This is a genomic window from Streptomyces peucetius, from assembly GCF_025854275.1.
Classification (GTDB): domain Bacteria; phylum Actinomycetota; class Actinomycetes; order Streptomycetales; family Streptomycetaceae; genus Streptomyces; species Streptomyces peucetius_A.
In genome coordinates this window covers 7,544,405-7,568,162 of the sequence record NZ_CP107567.1, presented here as the reverse complement: position 1 = coordinate 7,568,162, position 23,758 = coordinate 7,544,405, and the positions used below count along the sequence as shown (strand labels likewise).

Here is a 23,758-nt window from a genome sequence, read left to right as displayed (position 1 = left end):
GCCGGGCGCGTTGGGGGTGCCGTGATGTCGCGGCAGTGACGGTTCTGCACCGCATTGCCGATACTGCCGGCGCCGACGGGACGGATGTACGGGGAGCAGCGAAGTGTGGACAGGTGCCGCCGAAGACGGCGAACAGCGTGCGGGCGACGGACCTGCCGCCGGTGCTCCGATCGGGAGGGCGACCGAGACGTCGCGACTGCGTGACCTCCTGCGGGAATCCCGGCTGGTCACCGTGGCCGGTTGCGTCGGAGTGGGCAAGAGTTTTCTGGCCGACTTCGTGACCGGGACGACGCCCGGTGGATGGGACCGGGTCCTGCGGGTGCGGCGGCACGGCGCCCGGCCCGGCCCGCCCGGTGCGCTGACCACAGCCGTCCTCCACGCCGCGACCGGAAGCGGACCGCGTCCGGGCTCCGCGGAGTTCTCCGTCCTCGACACGGTGGTCCGCGCTCTGCGAGCGGGAAGGCCACTGCTGTTCCTCGACGACGTCGACCCGGTCCACCGGGAATGCGTCGGCCTGGTGCAGGCTCTGCTCCACACCGTGCCGGACCTTCGGGTGCTGGTCACCTCGCGCCGGCCCCTCGGACTCGGCGACGAACGGGTACTGCGCCTGGCGCCGCTGAGCACCGTACCGGTGGACGGCCACGAGGGACCGGCGCCGGCGGTGCGGCTGTTCCTCGACAGAGCACGCGCGGCGCGGGAGGACTTCACCGCCGCCGACGGCGACCTGGACGCGGTGACGGCCATCTGCCGCAGCGTGGAGGGCCTCCCGCTCGCCGTGGAGCTGGCCGCGGCCCAGATGGACTGCAGCGACCCGCAGGACCTTGCCGGTCTGCTGCTTCACCAACAGTGCTGGCTGGCCAGCCGCCGGATCGCGCTCCCACGGCACCGGTCACTGCGCCGTGCCGTCGCGTCGGCCTATGTGCTCTGCGACCGACAGGAACGGGTCGTCTGGGCGAGGACCAGCGTCTTCGCCGGTTCCTTCAACGTCTCGGCGGCCGCCTTCGTGTGCGCCGGCGGCAGCGTGGCGGCTCATGAGGTGCCCGCCTGCCTCGCCGAACTGGCGGCCGCCGGGCTCCTGGAACCGGTCGGTGATCCCGGAGGACCTTGCGAACCCCGGTACCGCATGACACGCGCCGCTCGCCACTTCGGGACCGAACGGCTGGAGCAGGCCGAGGAGTTCGCGGTGGCCAAGGACCGGCACGCCATGCACGGCCGGCGTGTGGCCGCGACGGCCGAGTTCCTGTGGAACAGCGGCAGGCAGCCGCAGGCCGTGCAGCTCGTACGGGACGAACGGGACAACCTCGTAGCCATGTTCGAATACGTGCCGCACCAGATCGACCAGGCGGGCCCGCTCCTGGAGGCCGTCGTGAATCTGTGGTTCTGGTGGACGGTCTACGGCGGTGCCGAGGAAGGACGCCGGTATCTGGAGCTGCTGCTGCCGTTGTGCCACGAGGACCATCCGGCCGCCGTGCGGGGCCGGTGGCTGGAGGCATGGCTCACCGCGGGCCGTGACCGTCGCGCGGCCTGCGACCTGCTGCACCGGGCCTGGGTGGCGGCCGTCATGACGGGCGACGACGCCACGGTGGGCCGCATCGCTCATGTGCAGGGTGTGCTCGCCATGCACCAGGGCGACCCGACGGCCGCTGCCGAGCACTTCCAGGAGGCCGCCCGCACCATCCCGGTCCAGGCGCCCGGCGGGCCCTCCACAGCGGTGAGTCTGGCGGCCCTTGCCGTCGCCCGGTCCGGCGCCGCCCCGCGCGCGGCGCGGCACACAGCCCGCCGGGCCCTCACCCAGCCCGGTGTGCGCATCGACACCTGGGCGTGCATCGTCGCCCGCTACGCCCTCGCGCTGGCCGACCACCGGGAGGGCCGCAACGGCCGGGCCCTGCGGCGGGCGCGCAGAACCCTCGCGTCCCTCGGCCACCGGCCGGCTCCGCACGGAACCACCGCCGCGCTGGAACAGTTGATCGCGGACATCGAGGCCGGCCGTCCGGCACGCGCCCGGCTCTCCCCCGCTTCGCCGACGGGTGCGATCGTCCCCCTGCCCCGGCTCATCAGCCGTCTCCCCTGTCCCTAGGACCTCGGCCCCCGAGGCCTCGTCCGGACCGGGCAGGGCGCGCGTGGCCGGGGAGACGACGCCCGGCGCGAAGAGAGGGTGGCGGCTGCCGCACCGACTGGGCAGCCGCCACCTCCGTGCCGCCGGGAGGAGCCGGGTACGTGCACCACGCCATGACAGTCGAGGTGGGGGAGCAACTGCCGAGCCCGAGGCCGCTGCCCCTCCCGGCGGCACTCACATCATGTCGGCCGGGCGACCTCTCGCACCCGGGATTCGGCCCCCATGGGTATACCGAATCGCCCGCCGGCAGCGGCAGCGTCGGTACACGGTGGTCAACGCTTTTCGCGTCGGCTGCGGATGCTCAGGGCGACAACGGAGACGAGGAACCAGAAGGCGCCGAACGCCGAGTATCCGGCCACCGTGGACAGGCTGCTCGTCGGCGAGGCGGACGTGGCGGCGATGGCGGCACCGGCGAGGACGGACTGTCCGCCGCTGATGGCCATGGGCCACTGGGCGCCGACGGTGCGCCGGCGCCGGATCGCCACCACGAGCTGGATGGCTCCGGAGAAGAGGGCCCAGACGCCGAACACGAGAAGGGCCGTCCCGATGGTGGAGAGGACGGCGCCGATCATCCCGGCGGTGGCGGCGAGGCCGAGACCCATGTTGACGGTGCTGACGCTGTTCGTGGAGCCGGTGCCGGCCAGGCGGCGCTCGATGAACGTGGCGATGGCGTCCCACAGGGGGTAGACGACGAGCAGCACGGCCGCGATCACTGTGGGCTCGTCCGTCGACACGAGCGAGCCGGAGGTCGTGAAGACGAGTGCCACCCAGATCAGGGAGAAGGCGACTCGGATCAGGTGGAGCGATCGGAGCCCGGAGGACATCGTCGTGGCCGTGGCCGAAGTGGTCGAAGTTACGGTGGTCTGAGTCATCGGGTGTCCCGTTGTGATCGTGGCGGTGTGAGACGGTCGCCTCGATGAGGAGTCTCAGCGGCCTCGGGAGGAGCCGCGTACTTCGAACGAAGTACTTCTGCGATCCACCTTCGACGCAACGGGTTCTGCGCTCTCCGCCGCCCGGAGCAGCTCGGTCGTCTACATCGTTCGAAGTACACGGCCGCCGCACACGTGGACGAGAATCGGCTCATGGTCAAGGCGCAGAACAGTCAGGACGGGCCCGCGGCACCGCTGTGGGTCCGCCGCCCCGAGGTGCTGCACCGGGTCGCCTATTCAATGGCAGCGCTGGTGTTCACCGGGCAGATCGTGGCGGCGACGGTGAGGGGGTCGGACTGGCCGACGGCCCTCTCTGTGCTCCTCGCCGGCGGCGGCGTCGCCCTCTCGTGGTGGAAGCCATGGGCAGGACTGGTCGTGACGAGTGCGGCGTCCTTCGCCGTGACAGCGGTGGGTGACGACCCTCTGTCGGTGTGGATGATGGCGGTGCTCGTGCTGTTCTCGGTCACCCTCAGGGGAAAGCAGCCGCTGGCCGGGACCGGCATCGTGGCGGCATTCTTCCTGGGGGCGTTCATGACGGTCGGAGGATTCCGCGGCGGTGCGGTGGTGGGAGCCGCCGCCCTCTTCTCGGCCGTGGCGGGAGGTGCGACGGGGGCCGCGCTCCGTATCCATCGGGAGCACTGGTGGATTTTGGATGAACGGGCCGAGATCGCCATCGCCACCCGCGAGATCGAAGCCACCCGACGGGTGACCGAGGAACGTCTCCGTATCGCCCGGGACCTCCACGACGTCATCGGTCACCAGGTCGCGATGCTGAGCCTGCACCTCGGTGCGGCGGAGATCGGGCTGCCCGAGGACGCCGAGTCCGCCCGGCAGGCCCTCGTCTCGGCCAGGTCCAGCGCCCGTACCGTCGTCGTCGAGACGCAGCGCATCCTCGCGCTCCTCCGCCTCGGGGACGACGTCTCCGGCGACGAGGCGCTCCGGCCGACCCCGTCGCTCAGCGGCCTGGAAGGACTCATCGCCTCATTCGAAAGCATCGGCCTCGACGTCCGGCCCTCCATCGACATCCCGGCCGGCTTCGTGGAGCCGAGCGTCGGCGTGACGGTCTACCGGGTCGTTCAGGAAGCGCTCACGAATGCCTACCGGCATGGAGAGGGGACGGCAACGGTGGATGTGCGGGAGCACGACGGCAGGATCTGCGTCACGGTGGAGAACCGGGTCGGTCACTCACCACGCGGCTCCGATCCGGGCAGCGGACTCGGACTCGTGGGGATGCGCGAACGCGTCGAGTCCTCCAGCGGGCGGCTGACGATCGACAGTCACGACGGGCGATTCCGGGTCCACGCGGAGTTCAGCCCGTTGGGAACGGTCGTCCGATGACACGGATTCTGATCGTCGACGACCAGGACGAGATCAGGGCCGGGATCCGGGCGATGCTTCGGCTGGACCCGAGTCTCGTCGTCGAGGGGGATCTCTCCGACGGACTCCAGGTCGTCCCCTTCCTCCGGGATCACCCCGTCGATCTGGTGCTGATGGACATCCGGATGCCCGGCATCGACGGTGTCGAGGCCACCCGCCGGATCCGCGCAGAGCATCCGCCCGAGAAGACGCGGGTGATCGTGCTGACCACTTTCGACCAGGACGACATCGTCCTCGCCGCCCTGCGCGCGGGCGCCAACGGCTTCCTGAGCAAGACCGTGAGCCCTGCCGAACTCGTCGCCGGAATCGCCGAGGTCGTGGCCGGTGGCGGTGCGCTGTCGGCCGCCGCGACGGCCGCGCTCATCGGTCACATGACCGACAGTCCGCCCCCGCTGATCGACAAGGAACTGCTGCGACGCTTCAGCGCTCTGACCCCCAGGGAGCGGGACGTGGTCGTTCTGGTCGCGCGCGGTCTCGGCAACGACGAGATCGCGGCCCAGATGTCCGTGTCACCGTTCACCGTGAAGACGCACGCGGTCCGAGCCATGACAAAAGTCGGCGCGCGCGACCGGGCCCAACTCGTCTCCTTCGTCTTCCGGGCCGGCCTCTACCCCTGAACCTGCGGAGCAGAACCCCGCAACAGGTGACCGCCGTGGCGATCCTGAGCAGCCATCTTTTCAGGGCTCGCGCACCGGCCGCGGCATCGGACTCATTCGTCCAGGGCGAGCGCCACGCCACCTGGTCGGCCGCCGCCGGATCTGCGCCCGTGAGGAGAACCGCGCGGCGGCGGCCGCCCGCAGAGCCGTGCGGCTCTTGCCGACACCACCGGGCCCGACGAGAGTCACCAGCCTCGACCGCTCGAAACCCCGCCTCGATCAGGCCGAGTTCCTCGACGCGACCGACGAAGCTCGTGCGCTCCACCGGCAGCTCCCCCCCACAGTCTGCGCTGACCGAACCCGAATCCCATGGCACCCCCGTGGCCATCGTGCCGCCGCCCCCGATGGGCACCGGCGCGCCACAGCGTACGCAAGTCGCCGCATCGCGTGAGGCGAGTCGGGTGCGATCACCTGATCGGGTCATCCCCTCGACAGGACGGCCGGATGCCGGAGGGAGTCAGCGCGGGCTGCGTCCCGTGCGGCGTCCCATGCGCAGGCCGAGGAGCAGCACAGCGACGAGGAGGACGCCCGCTCCGATGATCAGCAGATAGAAGAGACCCTCGACGACGACGCCGATGATGCCCAGGACGACCGCGGCAAGGACGAGGAGCAGGAAGAGCGACATCGTGGTGCCTTTCTCGCGGACTTCACACTCGTGGCGGCATGCAGGTCAGCTCGTGCGGATCGGATCGGATCGGGTGGTGTGGGTCGGTTCGGATCGTGCGGGTCAGCGTCGCGCGAGGCGTCGTTCACCGCCGGTGCCGGTCCGGTGGTCCAGTTCGTAGTGCCCGAAGACCGCGGGCTCGTCCTCGGCGGGCAGTACCCCGTCGAGGTCGATGGCGGGCGCGCTCTTGGCCAGCTTCTTGGACACGGCCACCTGCACGTAGTCGGGGCCGACCCGTGCGTCGTACAGAGGCACGAAGGCCAGGCGATGACGGGTGGGCAGGCCGATCTTCACGGTGCAGAAGGCGGGCAGGTCGGTGGCCGTGTCGACGTAGACGGCCTCCAGGGTGCCGATCTTGTCGCCGTCGGAGTCGACCACGTCACGGCCGCGCCATTCTCTGATGTCAGTGCACTCGAACACGGGATGCTCCCCCGGACTTCGAACGGTCGGTCGACGAGTACCCGGAGGGCTCGTTCTCACCCTCGGTCACCACAACACGCTCGCACGGCGGGCGTGGCGCCGCATTCCGGGCGGCCCGCCCGGCCGCAACGTACCCGGCGGCCCCCACCGGCCTTGCACCGGAGCCGTCCGGGCCCCCGCCCGTACGGCCGGCACGCCACGGTCAGTCGACGTACGACTCGAGCGTGCCGCGACGCCGGACGTCGAGCGTCGCGCAGTGGAACGATCCACCGAAAGGGGCGTAGTGCAGCATGTCGCACGGGATCGGCTCGAATCCCCACTTCTCCAGCGTGCGGAGCATGTCGGTGTGGTGCCGCTCCGCGATCACCTGCTTCTCGTCGATCATGAGTACGTTCATGCTGAGCCACTTGCCGCACATCGACGTGATCTTGAGCAGGCGCTCTTCGATCGGGTCGGGCTGCGGGGCGATCAGCACGTCCCACGACCTGAGGACGTCGGGCAGGCGGTCGACGTCGATGTATTCGGGGTTGACCATCACCTTGCCGGGCGCGAGCAGGACGAATGTCGTGTCGATGTGCATCGGTGTGCGGCAGCGGCTCTCGATCTCGTGGATGCGGTAGTCGGGGCCGAGATGGCGGCGCAACCAGTCGATGCCCATGCGGTTGGTGACGTTGCTGCGCGTGACGAACAGGTCGCGTCCCGCGCGCACGAAGTCCGCCGCGTCGAACACCGGCTCGAACTCGGTGAGGATGTAGCGCATCGGTTCGCCGGCCTTGGGGACGCGGAAATCCCGCTCGAACAGGGCGTCGGTGAGCTGCGGCTTCGGCGCGGCCGTCCAGCGGGCACCGCGCCGGAAGTAGTCCTTGAGGACCGTGCGATAGGAGTGGGTCTCGAAGTACCGGCACGGCCAGGCCATCGGGGTCTCGATCACCTCGTCGCCGACCACCAGCAGGCTGTCACGGGGGCAGGTGTTGCAGAAGCCGCGTGACGACCAGTCGGGAGTGCTGTAGCGCTGCCTGTGGTCGACCGCGTCCGGGCGTCTGACGGTGACACCGAGGGACTGCAGGAGAGCGACGAACTGATCGAGCTCGTACTGCGCCTGCTCGATCAGCCTGCGCGGATACCGGAAACCGGCCGCCAGCCCCTGGAACCGCGCGGCCCAGGGCGGGATGTTGCAGGTCACGACCGGATGGCTCGAGGGGATCGTCGCACCGTCGAGGCGTCCGACGATGATCTCCTCGAGCGGGTCCCACTCGTTGTGGGAACCGACCGGCGACACGAGAGGTTCCGCGGTGTCCGGGGCGGTGGCCGTCGACTCCGACATCATGACTCCGACATCACGCGGGGCCCACGGCCCGCGTAAAGGAACCGCCGCCTGCGGCAGCCGCCGTGGAAATGCCGGATCTCCGCCTTACCGCCATACTCAACCGCTTTCGATAGCAGAACCGGTAACCCAGTGTATCCGGTTTGTTACCTCTGGCGAAGGACCGTGGCTGACCCGTCCCCGCAGGCCGGACCAGCGGTCCGCACCGCGGGTCAGTGTTCCCTGACCGCGGCGAGGGCCAGCGTGGTCGTCTCCTCGGGCGTGCCGTCGATGGGGATCGCCTGGCCGGACTCGTCGGCCTCCAGCGGTTCGAGAGCGTCGATCTGGGACTGCAGGAGGCGCGCCGGCATGAAGTGGCCCCTGCGTGCCTCGAGCCGGCGGGCGATGAGCTCCGCCGAGCCGTCGAGGTGGAGGAAGAAGACGTCGGGTGACACCGCTGCCAGCCGGTCGCGGTAACGCCGTTTGAGGGCCGAACACGTGACCACGCCCCCACCGTCGGTGTGCTCCGCCAGCCATCCGGCGATCGCGTCGAGCCAGGGCCGGCGGTCCTCGTCGTCCAAGGGGACACCGGCCCGCATCCTGGCCACGTTCCGCGGCGGATGGAAGTCGTCGGCTTCCGCGTACGGCACGACGAGACGCTGGGCGAGCTTCTGCCCGATGGTGGTCTTCCCCGACCCGGAGACGCCCGTGACGACGATCAGGGGAGCACTCACGTGGCATCGTCGGCGGACGCGTCGAGAGCCACGACCACCTTGATGTCACGGGGCTGCGACGTGAACGCCTCGCCGGCGCGGTCCAGTGGCACCCTGCGGGTGATGAAGCGCTCCAGCCATGGGAGTTCCGCCTTCGCCAGCGCCCGTGCCGCATCCCGGTAGTGCCGCAGGTTGGCATTGACCGAGCCCACCACCGCGTCGTTCTCCAGCACGATCTCCCGGTTGATGCTGCCGGCTTCGACGGTCAGCTTCCGGCCCGCGGGCGAGAGACCGGTCAGGCACACGATGCCGTACCGTGCCGTGCCGGACACCGCCTCGAACACCACCTTGGCCGCCCCCGTCGCCTCGATCACGATGTCCGGGCCGACCGACGAGATCACCTTCTCGACGTCCTCCGTGTGGTACGTCGCGCCCAGGGCCGCGATCAGCGACGGCTTGGGTCCCTCGGTGACATGGTCCAGTACGTGCACCTCCAGGCCGCGCTGTACGCCGAGCAGGGCGGCCAGCGCGCCGATCGGGCCGGCTCCCGTCACCAGCACACGCTCCGGCTCGAACCAGGACCTGCTGCCGACCCGTTCGACCTGCTCCCACGCCTTGGCCGCCACGGACGTCGGCTCCAGCAGCATCCCCACGCGCTCCAGTCGCGTATCGAGCCCGACCGCGTAGTCCGGCTCCACACACCATGCTTCGGAGCCGTAGCCGTCGATCTGCTTGATGCCCCGCTCGGTGTACCGGCCGTTGCGGCACATGTCGAACTCGCCGCGCGCGCAGGCCCCGCAGGGCTCCGGATCCGGACGGCGCACCACTCCGACGACCAGATCACCGGCGGAGAACCCGCTGCCCGGCGGTGCCTCGCGAACTCGCCCCAGCGACTCGTGTCCGAGCACCAGCCGGTCACGGCCCGGGGGTGCCCAGCCGTAGGCACCGTCGACGATCTCCCGGTCCGTGCCGCAGACCCCCATCGCGAGACCGTCCACCAGGAGCTGTCCCTCCTGGCGGACCGGCGCGGGCACGTCCCGGACTTCCAGCGAATCACTGATGTGCGGACGGACGGTCAGTGCGCGCATCGGCTTCCCTTTTCCGTCAGGCTTCCGTCAGGCCGACCGACAAGAACCACCAGGGCCGGGTATCCCCGGCACAGACGCCGGAAACTCCCGCGGAGCAGGCGGAGGTGAGTGGCCATGAAGGCGTGGGGGCGCGGATCTGGGGCGCCGCATCGTCGCCCGCCGGCAGGGCGGCGACCTCGTGGAGGACGTGTTCGAGCAGGACGGGGTCGGTGAGAGCCCCTCCGCCGTCGGGCGGCACCAGCCACCGCGTGCCGCCGACGGCGCGTCCGGGGCAGGGAACGACGATCCAGGTCCCCCGGCCCGCGCCGCTCGCCGCTGAGCCGGCCCAGCGGCCGGCGGTGCCCGGGGGTACGAAGAATCCGGTGCGGGTGCCGCCCAGGTCGGCGAGAACCGGGCCGGGAGCGTCGATGCGGCGGGTCAGCACGCCGAAAGCCGGATAACCGATTCTTCCCGGGGTGAGCACGACGTCCCACAGTCTGCCCGCGGGCAGGAGCAGGGTCTGGAACGGATTGCGCTCCCACTCCAGACGGAACGACCGCGGGCCGGGTGCGGCCGCCGCGAGCCACTCCACGGCTGTGCTGGTCCTCGGTTCGGTCACGGCAGGTCCCCTCTCGCTGTGGACCGCAGGCGCGGCGTCACGAGGGAGAGGCGGATGGACAGAAGCCATGACGCAGGTCGGGTGCACATTGCCCCGAACGGCGCAGCGGCTGAGGCGGACGCCCCTGCCGGACCTCGCCGGCCGAGCCGGGCCGGGTCCGCGGACCGGAGGCCGTCACTGCGTACGGGCCTGGCTGAAGCGCAGCATGTTGCCGGAGGGGTCGCGGAAGGCGCAGTCGCGGACGCCGTAGGGCTGGTCGACCGGTTCCTGCAGCACCTCGCCGCCCGCGGAGCGGATGCGTTCGAAGGTGGCGTCGCAGTCGTCGGTCCTGAAGATGACACCGCGCAGCAGGCCCTTCGCCAGGAGTTCCGCCATGGCCTCCTTGTCGGCGGGCGAGGCGTTCGGGTCCGCGAGGGGCGGTTCGAGGACGATGTCCACATCGGGCTGCGACGGCGAGCCGACGGTCACCCAGCGCATCCCCTCGAACCCGACGTCGTTGCGCACCTCCAGGCCGAGGACATCCCGGTAGAAAGCGAGGGCCTTGTCGTGGTCGTCGACGGCGATGAAGCACTGCGAAAGGTTGATGTCCATGCCTGTCACGCTAGGGGCGGTGAGGAGCGTTTCGCTTCTCCGTTCCTGACCGGTCGCGTGTAGACCTTCGCGACGCAGGCCGGGACGGCGGCGCCCTCCTCATGGCTGCGGGCACGGTAGGCGCTCGGGCTCTCGCCGACCAGCTCCGTGAAACGCGAGCTGAACGACCCCAGCGAGGTACAGCCGACCTCGAAGCAGACCTCCGTCACCGTCAGGTCGCCCCGCCGCAGCAGCGCCTTCGCCCGCTCGATCCGGCGCGTCATCAAGTAGCTGTACGGGGTCTCCCCGAAGGCGGCGCGAAAGCTGCGCGAGAAGTGGCCCGCCGACATGAGGGCGACGCGCGCCAGCGCCGGAACGTCGAGCGGCTTCGCGTAGTCGCGGTCCATCAGGTCACGGGCCCGGCGCAGCCGGACAAGGTCCTCCAACGTCACGCGACCACCATCCCACAGCGCCGGACGGCGGCGCTGTGGGAACCGGCTGTCCGCGGTGCACCGAGCCGCCGCTGCGAGAAGTGCCGAGCTCTCAGCGCAGGTCCAGCCGCATCAGGACCCGGGGGTGGCCGGCCAGCACCGAGGTGGTGTCGGCGGCATGGACGAACCCGGCGCGTTCGAAGTTCTTCCGGATCCCCGCGTACGCCATCGTCAGGTCGACCCTGGCGTCGCCGTTGTCGAGGGGGTACGCCTCGACCGCCGGGGCGCCGTGGGTGCGGGCGAACTCGACCGCGCCGGCGATGAGCGCGTGCGAGATGCCCTTCTTGCGGTGCCCCGGGCGTACGCGGATGCACCACAACGACCAGACCGGCAGGTCGTCGACGTGCGGGATCTTGCGGTTGCGCGCGAAGGAGGTGTCCGAGCGCGGTGCCACGGCGGCCCACCCGACCGGCTCGTCGCCGTCGTAGGCGAGAACACCGGGAGAGGGTTCCGCACGGCACAGCCCGGCGACGTACTCGCCACGGGCCGGCCCGCGCAGTTCGTTGTTGAGCCTGGACGGGATCCGGTAGCTCAGGCACCAGCAGACGTTGGCTCCGGGCGACTTCGGGCCGAGAACGGCCCGGACATCCTCGAAGACCGAAGCCGGGCGGACGTCGATGGTCATGGCACCACGATGTCACGGCGTACGCGGCGACGTCGCCCCGCCGCAACCGCGGGGCGGCAGAGGCCGCCCCAGGGCCGCCCACGATGCCCGCCGCCCGGTGCCGCCGGGCTTCACCCACATGGCCTGCGGAAGGCGTCCCCCGAGGTACTGCGCCGGCTCGGTGCGGCGGAGTCGTCGGGGCCGGCATCCCGTCGGTGTACCTGCCAAGACGGGCAAGGTCAGGACAACGGTGGACCTTCCTCCCGCATGATCGGCCCGCATCGGGCGCGACGGGACGGTGAGCAGCGACCGCGACACGGGGTCGATCGGCATGACAAGATCAACATTCAATTGTTGAAAATGATTGTCATCGTGTTAGCGTCACGCTCTCCTCAGTTGCCCGTCCTCCCGCCCGGAAGGTCCCTGTGCGCCTGCCTGCCCGTTCTCTCCGCATCGCTGTCCTGTCCTCGGTGTCCGTACTGCTCACCGGCTGCTTCGCCTCCTCCGGAACGGGGGCCGACACGGGCGCCGACGGCAAGCGCATACGTGTGGCGATGATGAACCCGCCGCGCTCCGGGCTGTCCCCGCTCTCGGACGACGCCTTCAAGCTGTCGCGCTGGTCCACCGCCGAGACCCTCGTCAACCTCGACGCCGACGGCGACGCCCGGCCGTCCCTGGCCACCTCCTGGCGGCAGAGCGGACGGACCTGGTCCTTCACCCTCCGCGACAGCGTCACCTTCCACGACGGCAGCGCGCTCACCAGCCAGGCGGTCGTCAACGCCCTGACCGAGGCCGCCACCGCCTCGCCGAAGCCCCGCATCCTCGACGGCGTCGACCTCGACGTGAAGGCCTCCGGCAAGCACACCGTCACGGTCACCACCGCCACCGAGGACCCGCTCCTCCCGCAGCGGCTCAGCTCCCCGCAGCTGTCGATCCTGTCCGCCGCGGCGTACCGCGGGAAGACGGTCGACCCCGTCGGTACCGGCACCGGCGCCTTCGAGCTGACCAAGGTCAACGGCACCTCCTCCGCCGCCCTCGACCGGTTCGACGGCTACTGGGGCACGAAGGCCAAGGCACCCGGCATCGACGTGACGTTCGTACCGGACGGCACCGCCCGCGCCGCCGCGCTGCGCAGCGGCGAGGCCGACATCGTGGAGGCCGTGCCCGTCTCGCAGGCGGCGCTGCTCGACCAGGAACTGATCACCGAGGTGCCGATGCCGCGCACCAACACCCTGTACCTCAACACCACCAAAAGCCCCTTCGAGGACGCCGGGCTCCGCGCCGCCGCCCGCGAGGCCATCGACGCGGAGGCGATCGTCGAGGGCGTGTACGAGGGCCGGGCCGACGTGGCCCGCGGTCTGCTCGGACCCGCCCTCCCGTGGGCCGCGGACCTGCGCACCGAACCGGCGCGAGCCAAGGCCGGCGACCCGGACGGCGCCACGGTCACCATCGGGACGTTCACCGACCGGGCCGAACTGCCGGAGGTCGCCCAGACCCTCCAGCAGCAGCTCCAGAAGGCCGGGTTCAAGGTCGAGCTGGAGGTGCGCGAGTACGCGAACATCGAATCCGACGCGCTGGCGGGCGAGTTCGACGCGTTCATCCTGTCCCGGGCGACCGTCCTCGACTCCGGCGACCCGGTGGCCTACCTCTACAGCGACTTCGGCTCCCAGGGCTCCTTCAACATCTCTCAGCTCGCCGACCCCGCCGTCGACAAGGCCCTGGCCGAGGCCGGCGCGAAGGAGGCGGGTCCGGAACGGCGCACGGCGGTCATGCGTGCCGAGGCCGCCGTACTCGCCACCGACGCCGCGATCCCGATGCTCCACGAGCGGGTCGTCCAGGGTGACGCCGCCGGTGTCGTGGGCGTCGAGCACGATCCGCGCGAGCGGCTGCTCGTCACGTCCGCCACGTACGTCAAGTGAGGGCCGGCCTGACGCGGGGCGTCGGGCTGGCCGGCGCGCTCGCCGCCGTCCTGGCGGTCGTCGGCCTGCTGCCCTGGCTCTCCGGCCGCGACCCGGCACTCACCGTGCTGCGCGCCAGGTCCGCCGAACAGGAGCCCACGGCCGAGGCGCTGGGCGCCATCCGCGCCGACCTCGGGCTGGACGCTGGGCCCCTGTCGCTGCTGAGCGGCTGGGCCACCGGGCTGCTCCGGGGCGACCTGGGCACCTCATGGGTGTCCGGCACCGAAGTCCTGCCCTCCGTGGCCGCCGGGCTGCAGGTGTCGCTGGGCCTGATGGGCGCCGCGCTCGCGGTCGCCCTGCTCGTCGCGGTCGTCCTCGCCGCGCCGGTCCTCGTACGCGGGCGCGGAACCTCCGGCGCGTTCGCGGCGATGCTCGCCGCCGTACCCGAATTTTTGCTGGCCACCGTGGGACTGATCGTCGTCGGCGTGTGGCTCGACTGGCTGCCGACGTCCGGCTGGCAGGGGCCCGCGCATCTCGTGCTGCCCGCTGTCGCGCTGGGCGTTCCGGCGGGAGGGCTGCTCGGGCGGCTGGTGGCCGACGCGCTGCCCGCCGTGCTCGACGAGCGGTGGGTGGAACTGTGGCGCGGCGCCGGTGTCTCACGGGGACGGGTCGCGCTCGCCGCGCTCCGGCGCGTACTGCCGCCTCTGGTACCGCAGTTCGGCATGGTCGCGGTCGGCCTCACCGGCGGCGCGGTCGCCGTCGAGACGGTCTTCGCGGTGCCGGGCATCGGGCGTACGTCGCTGGGCGCGGCCAAGTCGCAGGACCTGCCCCTGCTCCAGGGGTCCGTGCTGGCGCTGCTCGCGCTGGGCCTGGGCGTCGGCGCGCTGGCGGCGCTGGCACGTCGGCGGCTGCTGGGCCCGGCAGTGCGGGACGCGGGCCTGACACTGCCCGCCGCGCGGCCCGTTCGGGTGGCGCCGGCCGTGCCGGTCGCGCTCGCGGCCGTCCTGGTGGCCGTCATCGGGTACGGGCTGCTGCGCGACCCGTACACGATCGACACGGCCGCCCGTCTCGCCCCGCCGTCCCTCGCGCACCCGTTGGGCGCGGACGGCCTCGGGCGTGATGTGCTGGCCCGGCTGGGGCACGGGGCGGCCGCGACGGTCGGTACGGCGGTCGCCGTGTGCGCGCTCAGCTGGCTGCTGGCCGTGGCCCTCGGCTTCGTACCGAACATGACGTCCGGCCTCTCCGACATCGCCAACGCCCTGCCGCCGGTGATCGTCGGCATTCTCGTCGCCGCGGTCCTCGGCCCGGGGACGGGCGGGGCCGCGCTCGCGGTGGCCCTGATCTCCTGGCCTCCCCTGGCGGCGCACGCGGCGGCCCTGGTCCAGGAGGTACGCGCCTCAGGCTTCCTGCTCGCGCAGAAGGCGATCGGTGCGACACCGCGCTGGATCCTGTGGCGGCACGTCCTCCCGTCGGTCACCGGCCCGGTCGCCCGCCACGCCGTACTGCGCCTGCCGGGCATGGCCCTGGCCCTGGCGTCGCTGGGCTTCCTGGGCCTGGGTGCCCAGCCGCCCGCGCCGGAGTGGGGGCTCCTGCTGGACGAGTCGCGGGCCTATGTGGAACGCGCACCGTGGGCGGCGCTGGCGCCCGCGCTGGCGCTGGCGTTGCTGGCGGGGCTGGCGGTGTCGCTGTCGGCGTACACGAGAACGACGGGAAAGGACCTGCCCCATGGCGGATGAGCCGCTGCTCCGTGTGCGGGACCTGCGGGTCGCCTTCGGAGCCCACGAGGCCGTGCGCGGGCTTTCCTTCGAGGTCCGCGCCGGTGAAGTCCTGGCCCTGGCCGGCGAGTCCGGGGCCGGCAAGTCGCTGACCGCGCGGGCCCTGCTCGGCATGCCGCCGCGCGGCGCGACGGTGACCGGCAGCGTCCGGTTGCGGACGTCCGGCGGTGCCGACGCTGGTTCCGACGGTGGTGCCGGCGGCGGTGCCGACGCTGGTTCCGACGCTGGTTCCGACGAGCTGGTGGGCGCCCGGGCGGAGGGTCTGTGGGGACGGCGCGTGGCGCTCGTGCCGCAGGACGCGCTGTCCGCGCTGTCACCCGTGCACCCGGTCGGGGAGCAACTGGCCGCCGCCGTCCGCTCCGTGCAGCGGCTGTCGCGCAAGGACGCGCGCGCGAAAGCCGCCCTGGCGCTGGAACGCGTCGGGATCCCGGCGGCCAGGTCCGGCGCGTATCCGCACGAACTGTCCGGCGGGATGCGGCAGCGTGCCGTGATCGCCATGGCGACGGTCAACGACCCCGAGCTGATCGTCGCCGACGAACCGACCACCGCCCTCGATCCGGACCTGCGGTCGCAAGTGCTCCACGTCCTCGCCGAGCAGCGGGAGGCGGCGGGCTCGGCGCTGGTCCTCGTCACCCACGACCTGGAGGCCGCACGCGCGCACGCCGACCGGGTGCTCGTCATGTACGCGGGCCGGCATGTGGAATCGGGCCCGGTGGGCCGGGTGTTCGCGCGGCCGCGCGCCCCGTACACCGCCGGGCTCCTCGCCTCGCTCACCCCGACCGAGCGGGGAGCCCGCCTGCCCGCCGTCCCCGGCGCGCCGCCCGCGGTCGGCGCCCCGCCGGCCGGGTGCGCCTTCGCACCTCGCTGCCCGCTCGCCCAGGACCGCTGCCGCACCGAGAGCCCGGAGCCGCAGACCACGGACGGCCGTCAGGTCTCCTGCCACCGTCCGCACGAGGTACCGGGGAACGCCGCCGATCTGTTTCTGGAGCACCGATGAGCGACGACCTGCTGGACGTCCGTGAACTGGTCGTACGGTACGGCTCGACCGTCGCCGTCGACCGTGTCTCCTTCGGCCTGCGTGCCGGGGAGACCCTCGCCCTCGTCGGCCCGTCGGGCTGCGGCAAGTCGTCCACCGCCACCGCCGTGCTCCAGCTGCGTCGTCCCGCCGGCGGCGAGGTGTGGTTCGACGGCCGAGAGCTGACCGGGCTCGACGAGCGCGCCTTGCGGCCGCTGCGTCCGGCGATGCAACCGGTCTTCCAGGACCCGTACGGTTCGCTCAGCCCGCGGCGCAGCATCCGCGACGCCGTCGCGGAACCCCTGCGCGTCCAGGGCCGCTGGGACCGTGCCACAGGTCCGGCCAGGGTCGCCGAGCTGCTCGCCGTGGTCGGACTCGACGACCGGGTGCACGGCGGACGACTGCCGCACGAACTGTCCGGCGGCCAGTGCCAGCGCGTCGGCATCGCCCGGGCCCTGGCGAGCGAGCCGAAGCTGCTGGTCCTCGACGAGCCGGTGTCCGCGCTGGACCCCTCGGTCCGTGCCGGGGTCCTCAACCTGCTCGCGGACCTCCAGGAGAAGCTGGGGCTCGGGTTCCTCTTCATCTGCCACGACATGGCGCTCGTACGGCACTTCGCCGACCGGACCGCCGAGATGCGGGCGGGCCGGATCGAACGGATCAGCGTGTGAGCCCTCTCGCCCGGCTCCTCATCGGCAGCCAGTTCGCCTTCAACGTCGGGTTCTTCGCCGTACTCCCCTACCTCGCCGCGCACTTGAGCGGCTGCCTCGGTCTGGCGGGCTGGATGGTCGGCCTCGTTCTCGGTCTGCGCACCTTCAGCCAGCAGGGGCTGTTCGTGGTGGGGGGCGCGCTCACCGACCGCTTCGGGCCCCGCCCGGTGGTGCTGACCGGCTGTGCCCTGCGGGTGGCCGGCTTCCTTTGGCTGGCCGTCGCCGACTCGGTGTGGTCCGTGACGGGCGCCGTTCTGGTGGTGGGTCTGGCCGCCGCGCTGTTCTCGCCCGCCGTCGAGTCGGAGATCGCACGGGAGGCGGTACGGCACGAGACGGCCACCGGCACCCCGCGCACCCGCCTGCTCGCGCGCTTCTCCGCGGGCGGTCAGGCAGGCGCGCTGATCGGCCCGGTGCTGGGTGTCCTCCTGCTGCACGGCGGATTCGGCGCGGCCTGTCTGGCGGGGGCGGGGGTCTTCACCCTGGTGCTTGCCGGGCACTGGCGGCTGATGCCGGGGCGCCCCGAGCCGGACACGGCTCACCGGGCGGCGGCGCTGCCCGGCTTGCGGGAGACCCTGCACCACCGCCGGTTCCTGGCCCTCACGCTCGCGTACTCCTGCTACCTGCTGGCCTACAACCAGCTCTATCTGGCGCTGCCCGCCGAACTCGGAGGGGCGACGGGCTCCCAGGCGGCGCTCGGCTGGCTCTTCGCCCTGTCGTCGGCTCTGGTGGTCGCCGGTCAGCTCCCGCTGGAGCGGTACGCCGCGGCGCGGCTGTCCTGGGGCGCCTCGGTCCGTACGGGGTTGCTGGTCGTCTCGGCGTCCTTCGCAGCGGCCGGTGTGCTGCGGCCGGCGGGCGGCCTGTGGTCGTCGCTGGCCTTCGTCGTTCTCCTGACGCTCGGACAGATGCTGGTGGTACCTGCCACCCGCGCCTGGCTGCCGGACCTGGTCCCCGCGCACCGCCTCGGCCTGTACACGGGCATGCTGTCGTCCCTGTCCGGCGTGGTGGTCCTGGCGGGAGGAGCCCCGGCCGGGATGCTGGTCGAAGCCGAGGGCGCCTGGCCGTGGGCGGCTCTGGCGGCCGTACCGCTCGTGGGGGCGGCGCTCGTTCCGCGCGGGTCGGACGGTTCGGACACGGCCGGCTTCCCGGTCCCACGACGGGAGGGGCACCGCACACCGGGCCCGCTCGGCACGCAGGACGACCAGCGCCCGTAGCACATCGCCACTTTCGCGCCACGCGGCCCGAAAGTGGCGCAATCAAACGTTGCCGCTCCGTTTCGCGAGGCGCAGCCTGGAGGCGTGGGAGCGCTCCCACACATCCGCGGGAACACCGCCACACCGTCGGACCCCACAGGAATCCGGCATTCCCCCACGGAAAGAAGGCGATCATGAATTGTCATGTACACACCATCAGACGCCGTCTGACGCTCGCCCTGACGACCCTCGTCGCGGCGCTGCTCAGCCTGATCCCCTGGAGCGGCACCGCCGTCGCCCACGGATCGGTCGTCGACCCGGCGTCGCGCAACTACGGCTGCTGGCTGCGCTGGGGCAGCGACTTCCAGAATCCGGCCATGGCCCAGGAGGACCCCATGTGCTGGCAGGCCTGGCAGGCCGACCCGAACGCCATGTGGAACTGGAACGGCCTCTACCGCAACGGCTCCGGCGGCAACTTCCAGGCCGTCGTCCCGGACGGGCAGCTGTGCAGCGGCGGCCGGACCGAGGGCGGTCGCTACAACGCGCTGGACACGTTCGGCGCGTGGAAGACCACGGACGTCGGCTCCGACTTCACGGTCAAGCTGTACGACCAGGCCAGCCACGGTGCGGACTACTTCCAGGTCTACGTCACCCGGCAGGGTTTCGACCCCACCACCCAGCCTCTGCGCTGGAGCGACCTGCAACTGGTCGCCAGCACCGGCAGGTACGCGCCCAGCCAGAACTACTCGATCCCCGTCAGTACGTCCGGCTACAGCGGTCGCCATGTCGTCTACACGATCTGGCAGGCCTCGCACATGGACCAGACCTACTTCCTGTGCAGTGACGTGAACTTCCGCTGATCGACCGATCACCGAGCCGTCCCGCCGGACGCCGCGCGCCGTCCGGCGGGACCCCGTCCGTTCTCCGGCCCACCAACGCGGCGCCCCGAGGCCGACGCACCGCCCGCCGTCACACGGCGACCTGCCCACCGACCGGAACAAGCGGTCCTTGCTACTGGAGCCGACATGCCAAGACGCCGCTGGACAGGACCCCTTCTGTCCGCCTTCCTGCTGACCGCCGCCCTCGCCCTGCTGCCGACCACCACGGCCGCGTCCTTCGCGGCGGCCTCCCACACAACAGCGGACACCACCCCGCCCCGGACGGAAATGGCGGCCCGCACCGCGCCCGTCCCCCTGCCCTCCCTCAGCACGACCACCACCCAGGTGGCCTCCGGGCTCAGACGGCCCACCGCCATCGCCGCCCCCGACGACGGCACGGGCCGGCTGTTCATCACCGAGAAGCCCGGCACCGTCCGCGTCTACCACCCGGACACCGGCCTGGCCGGGACCGCACTCATCGACATCACCCCGGCCGTGGACCAGTCGGGCAACGAGCGCGGCCTGCTCGGCATCGCCCTTGCGCCCGACTTCGCCGACAGTCAGGACCTGTACCTGGCGTACACGGCACTGCCCGACGGCGCGGTCACCCTCGCCCGCTACCGGCTCGACGAGTCCCGCCTGGAGGTCCTGCTCTCCCAGGAACACGCGGAGTACAGCAACCACAACGGCGGTCAGCTCGCCTTCGGTCCCGACGGCCACCTGTACTGGAGCATCGGCGACGGCGGCGGCTCCGCGGACCCCCTCCGCGCCGGGCAGCGGCTGGACACCCTGCTGGGCAAGGTCCTGCGCATCGACGTGAACCGCGACTGCGCCCCGCTCCCTTACTGCCTCCCCGGCGACAACCCCTTCGTGGGCACGCCCGGCGCCCGCGAGGAGATCTGGCTGTACGGACTGCGCAACCCGTGGCGGTTCTCCTTCGACAGCGCCGACGGCTCGATGTGGATCGGCGACGTCGGCCAGGGCCGATGGGAGGAGGTCGACCACCTCGCCCCCGGACAGGGCGGGCTGAACCTCGGCTGGTCCTGCTACGAGGGCCTGGAGAGGTTCGAGGGCGGGCACTGCACGCCCGGCGAGACCCACACCGAACCGGTCTTCACGTACTCCCCCTACACCGGAGGCTGTTCGGTCATCGGCGGTCACGTCTACCGGGGGCAGAAGTACGCCGGCCTCCTCGGCGGCACGTACATCGCCACCGACTACTGCTCGTCCACGGTCTGGGCACTGCGCCCCGACGGCAGCGGCGGCTACTCGGAGGCCGAGATCGGGGAGCTGCCCACCCAGGTGACGTCGATCGGCACGACCGTCGACGGGGAGTTCTACGTGGTCAACGACCTGCCCGGCGGCCTGCACCGCGTGTCGTTCGAGCAGGAGGAACCCGCCTGCCGGGTGGATCGCACCGTGCAGACCTGGGGCACCGGCACGACGGTGAACCTCACGGTCACCAACACCGGCAGCACGGCGGTGAACGGCTGGACGCTCGAGTTCCCGCTGGCCCTCGGGCAGACCGTCGTCTCCGACTGGAACACCGACCTGACGCAGGGAAGCAACACGATCGCGGCGACCAACGCCTCGCACAACGCCGCGCTCGCGCCGGGCGCGAGCATCACCCTCGGCTACCTCGCCGACCACACCGGTGACTCGGCCCCGCCGCCGCGGTTCACACTCAACGGGGACGCCTGCGCCGTCGGCCACTGAGCCGAACCTGCCGCTCGCCGCGCACCTCAGGCAGCGATCGCCCGCACGCCCGCACACCGACACGCCTGCACGCCTGCACGCCTGCACGCCTGCACACAGTTGAGCCCTTCACCTTGCACGCCAGGGCACCGACCTGCTCTCCGTCCACAACTCGCTCACCCTGAGCATCACGCTTCAGGAAGGGAGCCACCACCATGCGCAGCACCGTGCATTTACCGTTGTCGCGGGTCCTTCTGGGCCACGCTCCTGCTCTTCCTCGGCATGGCCCTCGCACCACCGACCGCGGCTGCCGCCACCGCCGCGGCCCCCGTACGCATCATGCCGCTCGGTGACTCGATCACCGGCTCGCCGGGGTGCTGGCGGGCACTGCTCTGGAACCGCCTGCAAAGTAGCGGGCACTCGGACACCGACTTCGTCGCCACCCTCAGCCACCAGGGCTGCGCCCAGGGGCACGACAGCGACAACGAGGCCACGGCGGTGAGTTGGTGACCGACGTGGCGGATCAAAACCTGCTTCCCGCCCGGCTCGCGGCGACGCGGCCGGACATCGTGGTCATGCACTTCGGCACGAACGACGTGTGGCGCAGTATCGCGCCGACCCGCATCCTCGCCGCCTACACCAAGCTGGTCGAACAGATGCGGGCGTCGAACCCGGACATGAAGATCCTCGTCGCGCAGCTCATCCCGATGGATCCCGCCAACCGCACGGGCTGCGGCCCGCGCGTTGTCGACTTCAACGCGCTGATCCCTGACCGGGCCCGGGCGACGAGCACCAGCCGCTCGCCCGTGACGGTGGTCGACCAGTGGACCGGTTTCAGCACCGCCACCGACACCTACGACGGGGTCCACCTCTCCGCCTCCGGTGACGAGAAGATCGCCGCCCGCTGGTATCCGGCCCTCGCCGCCGCCCTCGGCCAGGGCGTCCCCGGTGACCCGGGCGGTGAGGAGCCCGCCTGCACGGCTGCTTTCCGGGCCGTCTCGTCTTGGCAGGGCGGCTACCAGGGCGAGGTGACGGTGACCAACGGATCCGTGTCCCCCCTCTCGGGCTGGACCGCGACCGTCGTACCGGCCGAGGGCGTAAGCCTCACCCAGTTCTGGAACGGCAGCCTCACCACGACCGCTGACGGCAGGGCCACCGTCGCCGACGCGGGGTGGAACGGCGCCCTCGCCCCAGGCGCGAGCGCCTCGTTCGGCTTCATCGCCACCACCCCGGCCTCGCCCGGCACCCCGTCGGCCACCGTCACCTGTACGGCGCGGGCCGCCGCTTCCTGACCGGTCGTCGAACCTCCGGCAGGTGGGATCGGTCAGCAGCGTGGCGCTGGTGATGAAGGCACCTTGGCCGTTCCGTCCCCCGGTCCGCCTCCGGGTGCCGAGACCGGTGGAGCGCCGCACCCTGGGGGCATGGCCATTCTTCCGCCTGTCGTCGTTCACCCTCTCTCACCCGGGGGCGGCAGACAGGTCTACGTCGACAGTGAGTCTTTGGGAACGGCATACAGCCTCCGTGACCTGGAGGAATTCCTGCGCCGAGCCGGTCTGGATCCCGACAACCTGGATACCGAGGACACCGAACTGATCGAGTGGCGGGGCGGCGGCCCGGATGTTTGGACGCGCGGTTCGTGACGGCCGTGCGTACGGCGTCGACGGCCGTGCGTACGGCGTCGGTGGCAGAGCACCCGGCGGCCTGTGGACGGCCCCGCCCTGACGCGCACCCGGGCGGGTGATTCTCACGTGCTCCACCCGGCCCCGAAGCCACGCGCCGTTCGGCAGGTGCCGGCCCGTCCCGCTATGTTCCCGGGGCATCGACCTGTCCCTTTCTCTTCCTCCCGCGCAAACAAGGAGTTCATCGTTATGGCCGTCTGCGAAGTCTGCAACAACGACTACGAAATGGCGTTCGAGGTACACGCCGCAGGAGCGGTCCACATCTTCGACAGCATCGAATGTGCCGCCCAGAAGATGGCACCGGTCTGCGACAACTGCCAATGCCGCATCCTCGGCCACGGCCTGCAGTCGGACGGCCAGTTCTTCTGCTGCGCGAACTGCGCACGCCAGCGGGGATTCGCCCAGCTCGTGGATCACGCGTAACACCTCGGCCGCCCGGGCATTGCGAGCTCCCCCATCAGGAAGAAGCCGGTCATGCACCGGCGGACAGCGGGTACGCGGAGCGAAGGTGGTGGCGTGCCGCTGTGTTGATCCCTCGGAGGGGTCGGAGTGGGTCCGAGATCATCAGGAGTCGGCCCGGGGAATCGCGGGAAGCTGCACAGTTGGTCATCGACACCTATGGCGAACCCGCGGGAGGCGACCGCCTCGCTGTTCATGTGGCGCGACGGACGGCGGGGAGGGAGCGGAAAGTCGCCGCTGCCGCTCTGAGTGCCGCTCAAGCGCAGTTGGTCCTCCGGGCGCTGGAGTAGTGCAATCACCCTCTCAGCACGGCTCCTCGCAGGGCCTTGCGGTTGCGCCCGGCTACCGGTCCGGTGAGCGGGTGGCACAAGAACTCGCACCATGTGCCAAGGCCCTCGCGGGAGAACCTTGGCCGGCTCATGGACTGCCGCCGTCACACCGTGACCGGAGACCGGCGGTCGCCCCACCACGTGGGGCACGGACGGCGTGCCGCCACGCCACCGGGGAGAACGGAACAGCGGGGTGGCACTGCACAGGAGCAGCCGGCGCCCGGCACGCCGGCGGAAGGGTCAAGCGGGTGTGACGTTCTCAGCCTGGGGCCCCTTGGGCCCCTGCGTGATGTCGAACTGGACCTTCTGCCCCTCGAACAGCTCGCGGAATCCGGTACTGGCAATGGCCGAGTAGTGGACGAACACGTCCGGCCCGCCGCCGTCCTGCTCGATGAAGCCGAAGCCCTTCTCCGGGTTGAACCACTTCACGGTGCCGGTGGCCATGGCGATCTCCTTGATGCATACGGAAAACGATTCCCGCGCGTCCTGCGGGTGCCATGAGATCGTCTTCTCTTCGCGCGCCCAGGGGACGCAGACACGCCCACGCGATGACACGAAGGGGTCTCGACGCGGTGCCGGGGAACAGTGCGCTCGGCACAGGGGT

Annotated in this window: 23 protein-coding genes and 2 pseudogenes; 13 read left to right on the top strand and 12 right to left on the bottom strand. The window is 71.4% G+C overall.

The genetic code is table 11. The features are described 5' to 3' along the window. Positions 1-103: 103 nt before the first annotated feature. Entirely contained in the window at positions 104-2,077 is a 1,974-nt protein-coding gene (locus OGH68_RS34165) for an ATP-binding protein (RefSeq protein ID WP_264249370.1), read from the top strand. Positions 2,078-2,388: 311 nt separating this feature from the next. Here OGH68_RS34165 and OGH68_RS34160 read toward each other — a convergent pair whose 3' ends face one another. Further along, positions 2,389-2,940, bottom strand: a complete 552-nt coding sequence (locus OGH68_RS34160; RefSeq protein WP_264249369.1) for a hypothetical protein — start codon at positions 2,938-2,940, stop codon at positions 2,389-2,391. Between the two features lie 258 nt (positions 2,941-3,198). Between OGH68_RS34160 and OGH68_RS34155 the strand changes: the two genes are divergently transcribed. Further along, entirely contained in the window at positions 3,199-4,383 is a 1,185-nt protein-coding gene (locus OGH68_RS34155) for a sensor histidine kinase (RefSeq protein WP_264249368.1), read from the top strand. Next, complete coding sequence (locus OGH68_RS34150; protein WP_264249367.1) at positions 4,380-5,039, top strand: response regulator transcription factor; 660 nt, start codon at positions 4,380-4,382, stop codon at positions 5,037-5,039. Before OGH68_RS34155 ends, OGH68_RS34150 begins: the two co-directional genes overlap by 4 nt. Positions 5,040-5,195: 156 nt before the next feature. Here the strand turns inward: OGH68_RS34150 and OGH68_RS36545 are convergent. The 10 genes and pseudogenes from OGH68_RS36545 to OGH68_RS34105 form a co-directional block, all read right to left on the bottom strand. After that, positions 5,196-5,389, bottom strand: a pseudogene (locus tag OGH68_RS36545) (hypothetical protein); the annotation flags it as partial. Positions 5,390-5,535: 146 nt separating this feature from the next. Beyond that, entirely contained in the window at positions 5,536-5,703 is a 168-nt protein-coding gene (locus OGH68_RS34145; RefSeq protein ID WP_264249366.1) for a hypothetical protein, read from the bottom strand. A gap of 102 nt (positions 5,704-5,805) precedes the next feature. Beyond that, a complete protein-coding gene (locus OGH68_RS34140) occupies positions 5,806-6,162 on the bottom strand; it encodes a PRC-barrel domain-containing protein (protein WP_264249365.1) in 357 nt (118 codons plus the stop codon). A 202-nt stretch (positions 6,163-6,364) separates the two neighbouring features. Then, positions 6,365-7,489, bottom strand: a complete 1,125-nt coding sequence (locus OGH68_RS34135; protein WP_264249364.1) for an amidinotransferase — start codon at positions 7,487-7,489, stop codon at positions 6,365-6,367. Positions 7,490-7,698: 209 nt separating this feature from the next. Next, a complete protein-coding gene (locus OGH68_RS34130; protein ID WP_264249363.1) occupies positions 7,699-8,199 on the bottom strand; it encodes a gluconokinase in 501 nt (166 codons plus the stop codon). Further along, positions 8,196-9,266 carry a glucose 1-dehydrogenase gene (locus OGH68_RS34125; RefSeq protein WP_264249362.1) on the bottom strand — a complete coding sequence of 357 codons (1,071 nt, stop codon included), beginning with the start codon at positions 9,264-9,266 and terminating at the stop codon, positions 8,196-8,198. The genes OGH68_RS34130 and OGH68_RS34125 overlap by 4 nt, the downstream gene beginning before the upstream one ends. A 16-nt stretch (positions 9,267-9,282) precedes the next feature. Continuing rightward, positions 9,283-9,864 (bottom strand): hypothetical protein, encoded by a 582-nt coding sequence (locus OGH68_RS34120; protein WP_319020261.1) that lies wholly within the window; start codon positions 9,862-9,864, stop codon positions 9,283-9,285. 174 nt (positions 9,865-10,038) lie between these two features. Beyond that, positions 10,039-10,455, bottom strand: a complete 417-nt coding sequence (locus OGH68_RS34115; RefSeq protein WP_264249361.1) for a VOC family protein — start codon at positions 10,453-10,455, stop codon at positions 10,039-10,041. A gap of 5 nt (positions 10,456-10,460) precedes the next feature. Next, the gene (locus tag OGH68_RS34110; protein WP_264249360.1) at positions 10,461-10,886 is read right to left on the bottom strand and encodes a helix-turn-helix domain-containing protein; all 426 of its coding nucleotides are present in this window, start codon (positions 10,884-10,886) and stop codon (positions 10,461-10,463) included. 91 nt (positions 10,887-10,977) lie between these two features. Further along, positions 10,978-11,550: a GNAT family N-acetyltransferase gene (locus tag OGH68_RS34105; RefSeq protein ID WP_264249359.1), complete on the bottom strand. Its 573-nt coding sequence runs from the start codon at positions 11,548-11,550 to the stop codon at positions 10,978-10,980. A gap of 404 nt (positions 11,551-11,954) precedes the next feature. On the opposite strand from OGH68_RS34105, the gene OGH68_RS34100 reads away from it, so the two are divergent. From OGH68_RS34100 to OGH68_RS34055, 10 genes and pseudogenes are all read left to right on the top strand, one after another. Next, positions 11,955-13,448, top strand: a complete 1,494-nt coding sequence (locus OGH68_RS34100; protein WP_264249358.1) for an ABC transporter substrate-binding protein — start codon at positions 11,955-11,957, stop codon at positions 13,446-13,448. Continuing rightward, positions 13,445-15,163, top strand: coding sequence for an ABC transporter permease subunit (locus OGH68_RS34095; protein WP_264249357.1), 1,719 nt, complete (start codon positions 13,445-13,447; stop codon positions 15,161-15,163). Before OGH68_RS34100 ends, OGH68_RS34095 begins: the two co-directional genes overlap by 4 nt. Then, a complete protein-coding gene (locus OGH68_RS34090; RefSeq protein WP_264249356.1) occupies positions 15,153-16,199 on the top strand; it encodes an ABC transporter ATP-binding protein in 1,047 nt (348 codons plus the stop codon). Before OGH68_RS34095 ends, OGH68_RS34090 begins: the two co-directional genes overlap by 11 nt. Further along, the gene (locus OGH68_RS34085; protein WP_264249355.1) at positions 16,196-16,885 is read left to right on the top strand and encodes a dipeptide/oligopeptide/nickel ABC transporter ATP-binding protein; all 690 of its coding nucleotides are present in this window, start codon (positions 16,196-16,198) and stop codon (positions 16,883-16,885) included. The genes OGH68_RS34090 and OGH68_RS34085 overlap by 4 nt, the downstream gene beginning before the upstream one ends. After that, positions 16,882-18,135 carry an MDR family MFS transporter gene (locus OGH68_RS34080; RefSeq protein WP_264249354.1) on the top strand — a complete coding sequence of 418 codons (1,254 nt, stop codon included), beginning with the start codon at positions 16,882-16,884 and terminating at the stop codon, positions 18,133-18,135. Before OGH68_RS34085 ends, OGH68_RS34080 begins: the two co-directional genes overlap by 4 nt. Before the next feature lie 173 nt (positions 18,136-18,308). Then, complete coding sequence (locus OGH68_RS34075) at positions 18,309-18,974, top strand: lytic polysaccharide monooxygenase (protein ID WP_264249353.1); 666 nt, start codon at positions 18,309-18,311, stop codon at positions 18,972-18,974. A gap of 165 nt (positions 18,975-19,139) precedes the next feature. Next, positions 19,140-20,708, top strand: a complete 1,569-nt coding sequence (locus tag OGH68_RS34070) for a PQQ-dependent sugar dehydrogenase (protein ID WP_264249352.1) — start codon at positions 19,140-19,142, stop codon at positions 20,706-20,708. 194 nt (positions 20,709-20,902) lie between these two features. Beyond that, positions 20,903-21,979, top strand: a pseudogene (locus tag OGH68_RS34065) (GDSL-type esterase/lipase family protein). A gap of 129 nt (positions 21,980-22,108) precedes the next feature. Further along, positions 22,109-22,327 carry a hypothetical protein gene (locus OGH68_RS34060; protein WP_264249351.1) on the top strand — a complete coding sequence of 73 codons (219 nt, stop codon included), beginning with the start codon at positions 22,109-22,111 and terminating at the stop codon, positions 22,325-22,327. A 228-nt stretch (positions 22,328-22,555) separates the two neighbouring features. Further along, positions 22,556-22,789 carry a hypothetical protein gene (locus OGH68_RS34055; protein ID WP_264249350.1) on the top strand — a complete coding sequence of 78 codons (234 nt, stop codon included), beginning with the start codon at positions 22,556-22,558 and terminating at the stop codon, positions 22,787-22,789. 605 nt (positions 22,790-23,394) lie between these two features. Here OGH68_RS34055 and OGH68_RS34050 read toward each other — a convergent pair. Further along, a complete protein-coding gene (locus OGH68_RS34050; protein WP_264249349.1) occupies positions 23,395-23,598 on the bottom strand; it encodes a cold-shock protein in 204 nt (67 codons plus the stop codon). Positions 23,599-23,758 lie beyond the last annotated feature (160 nt).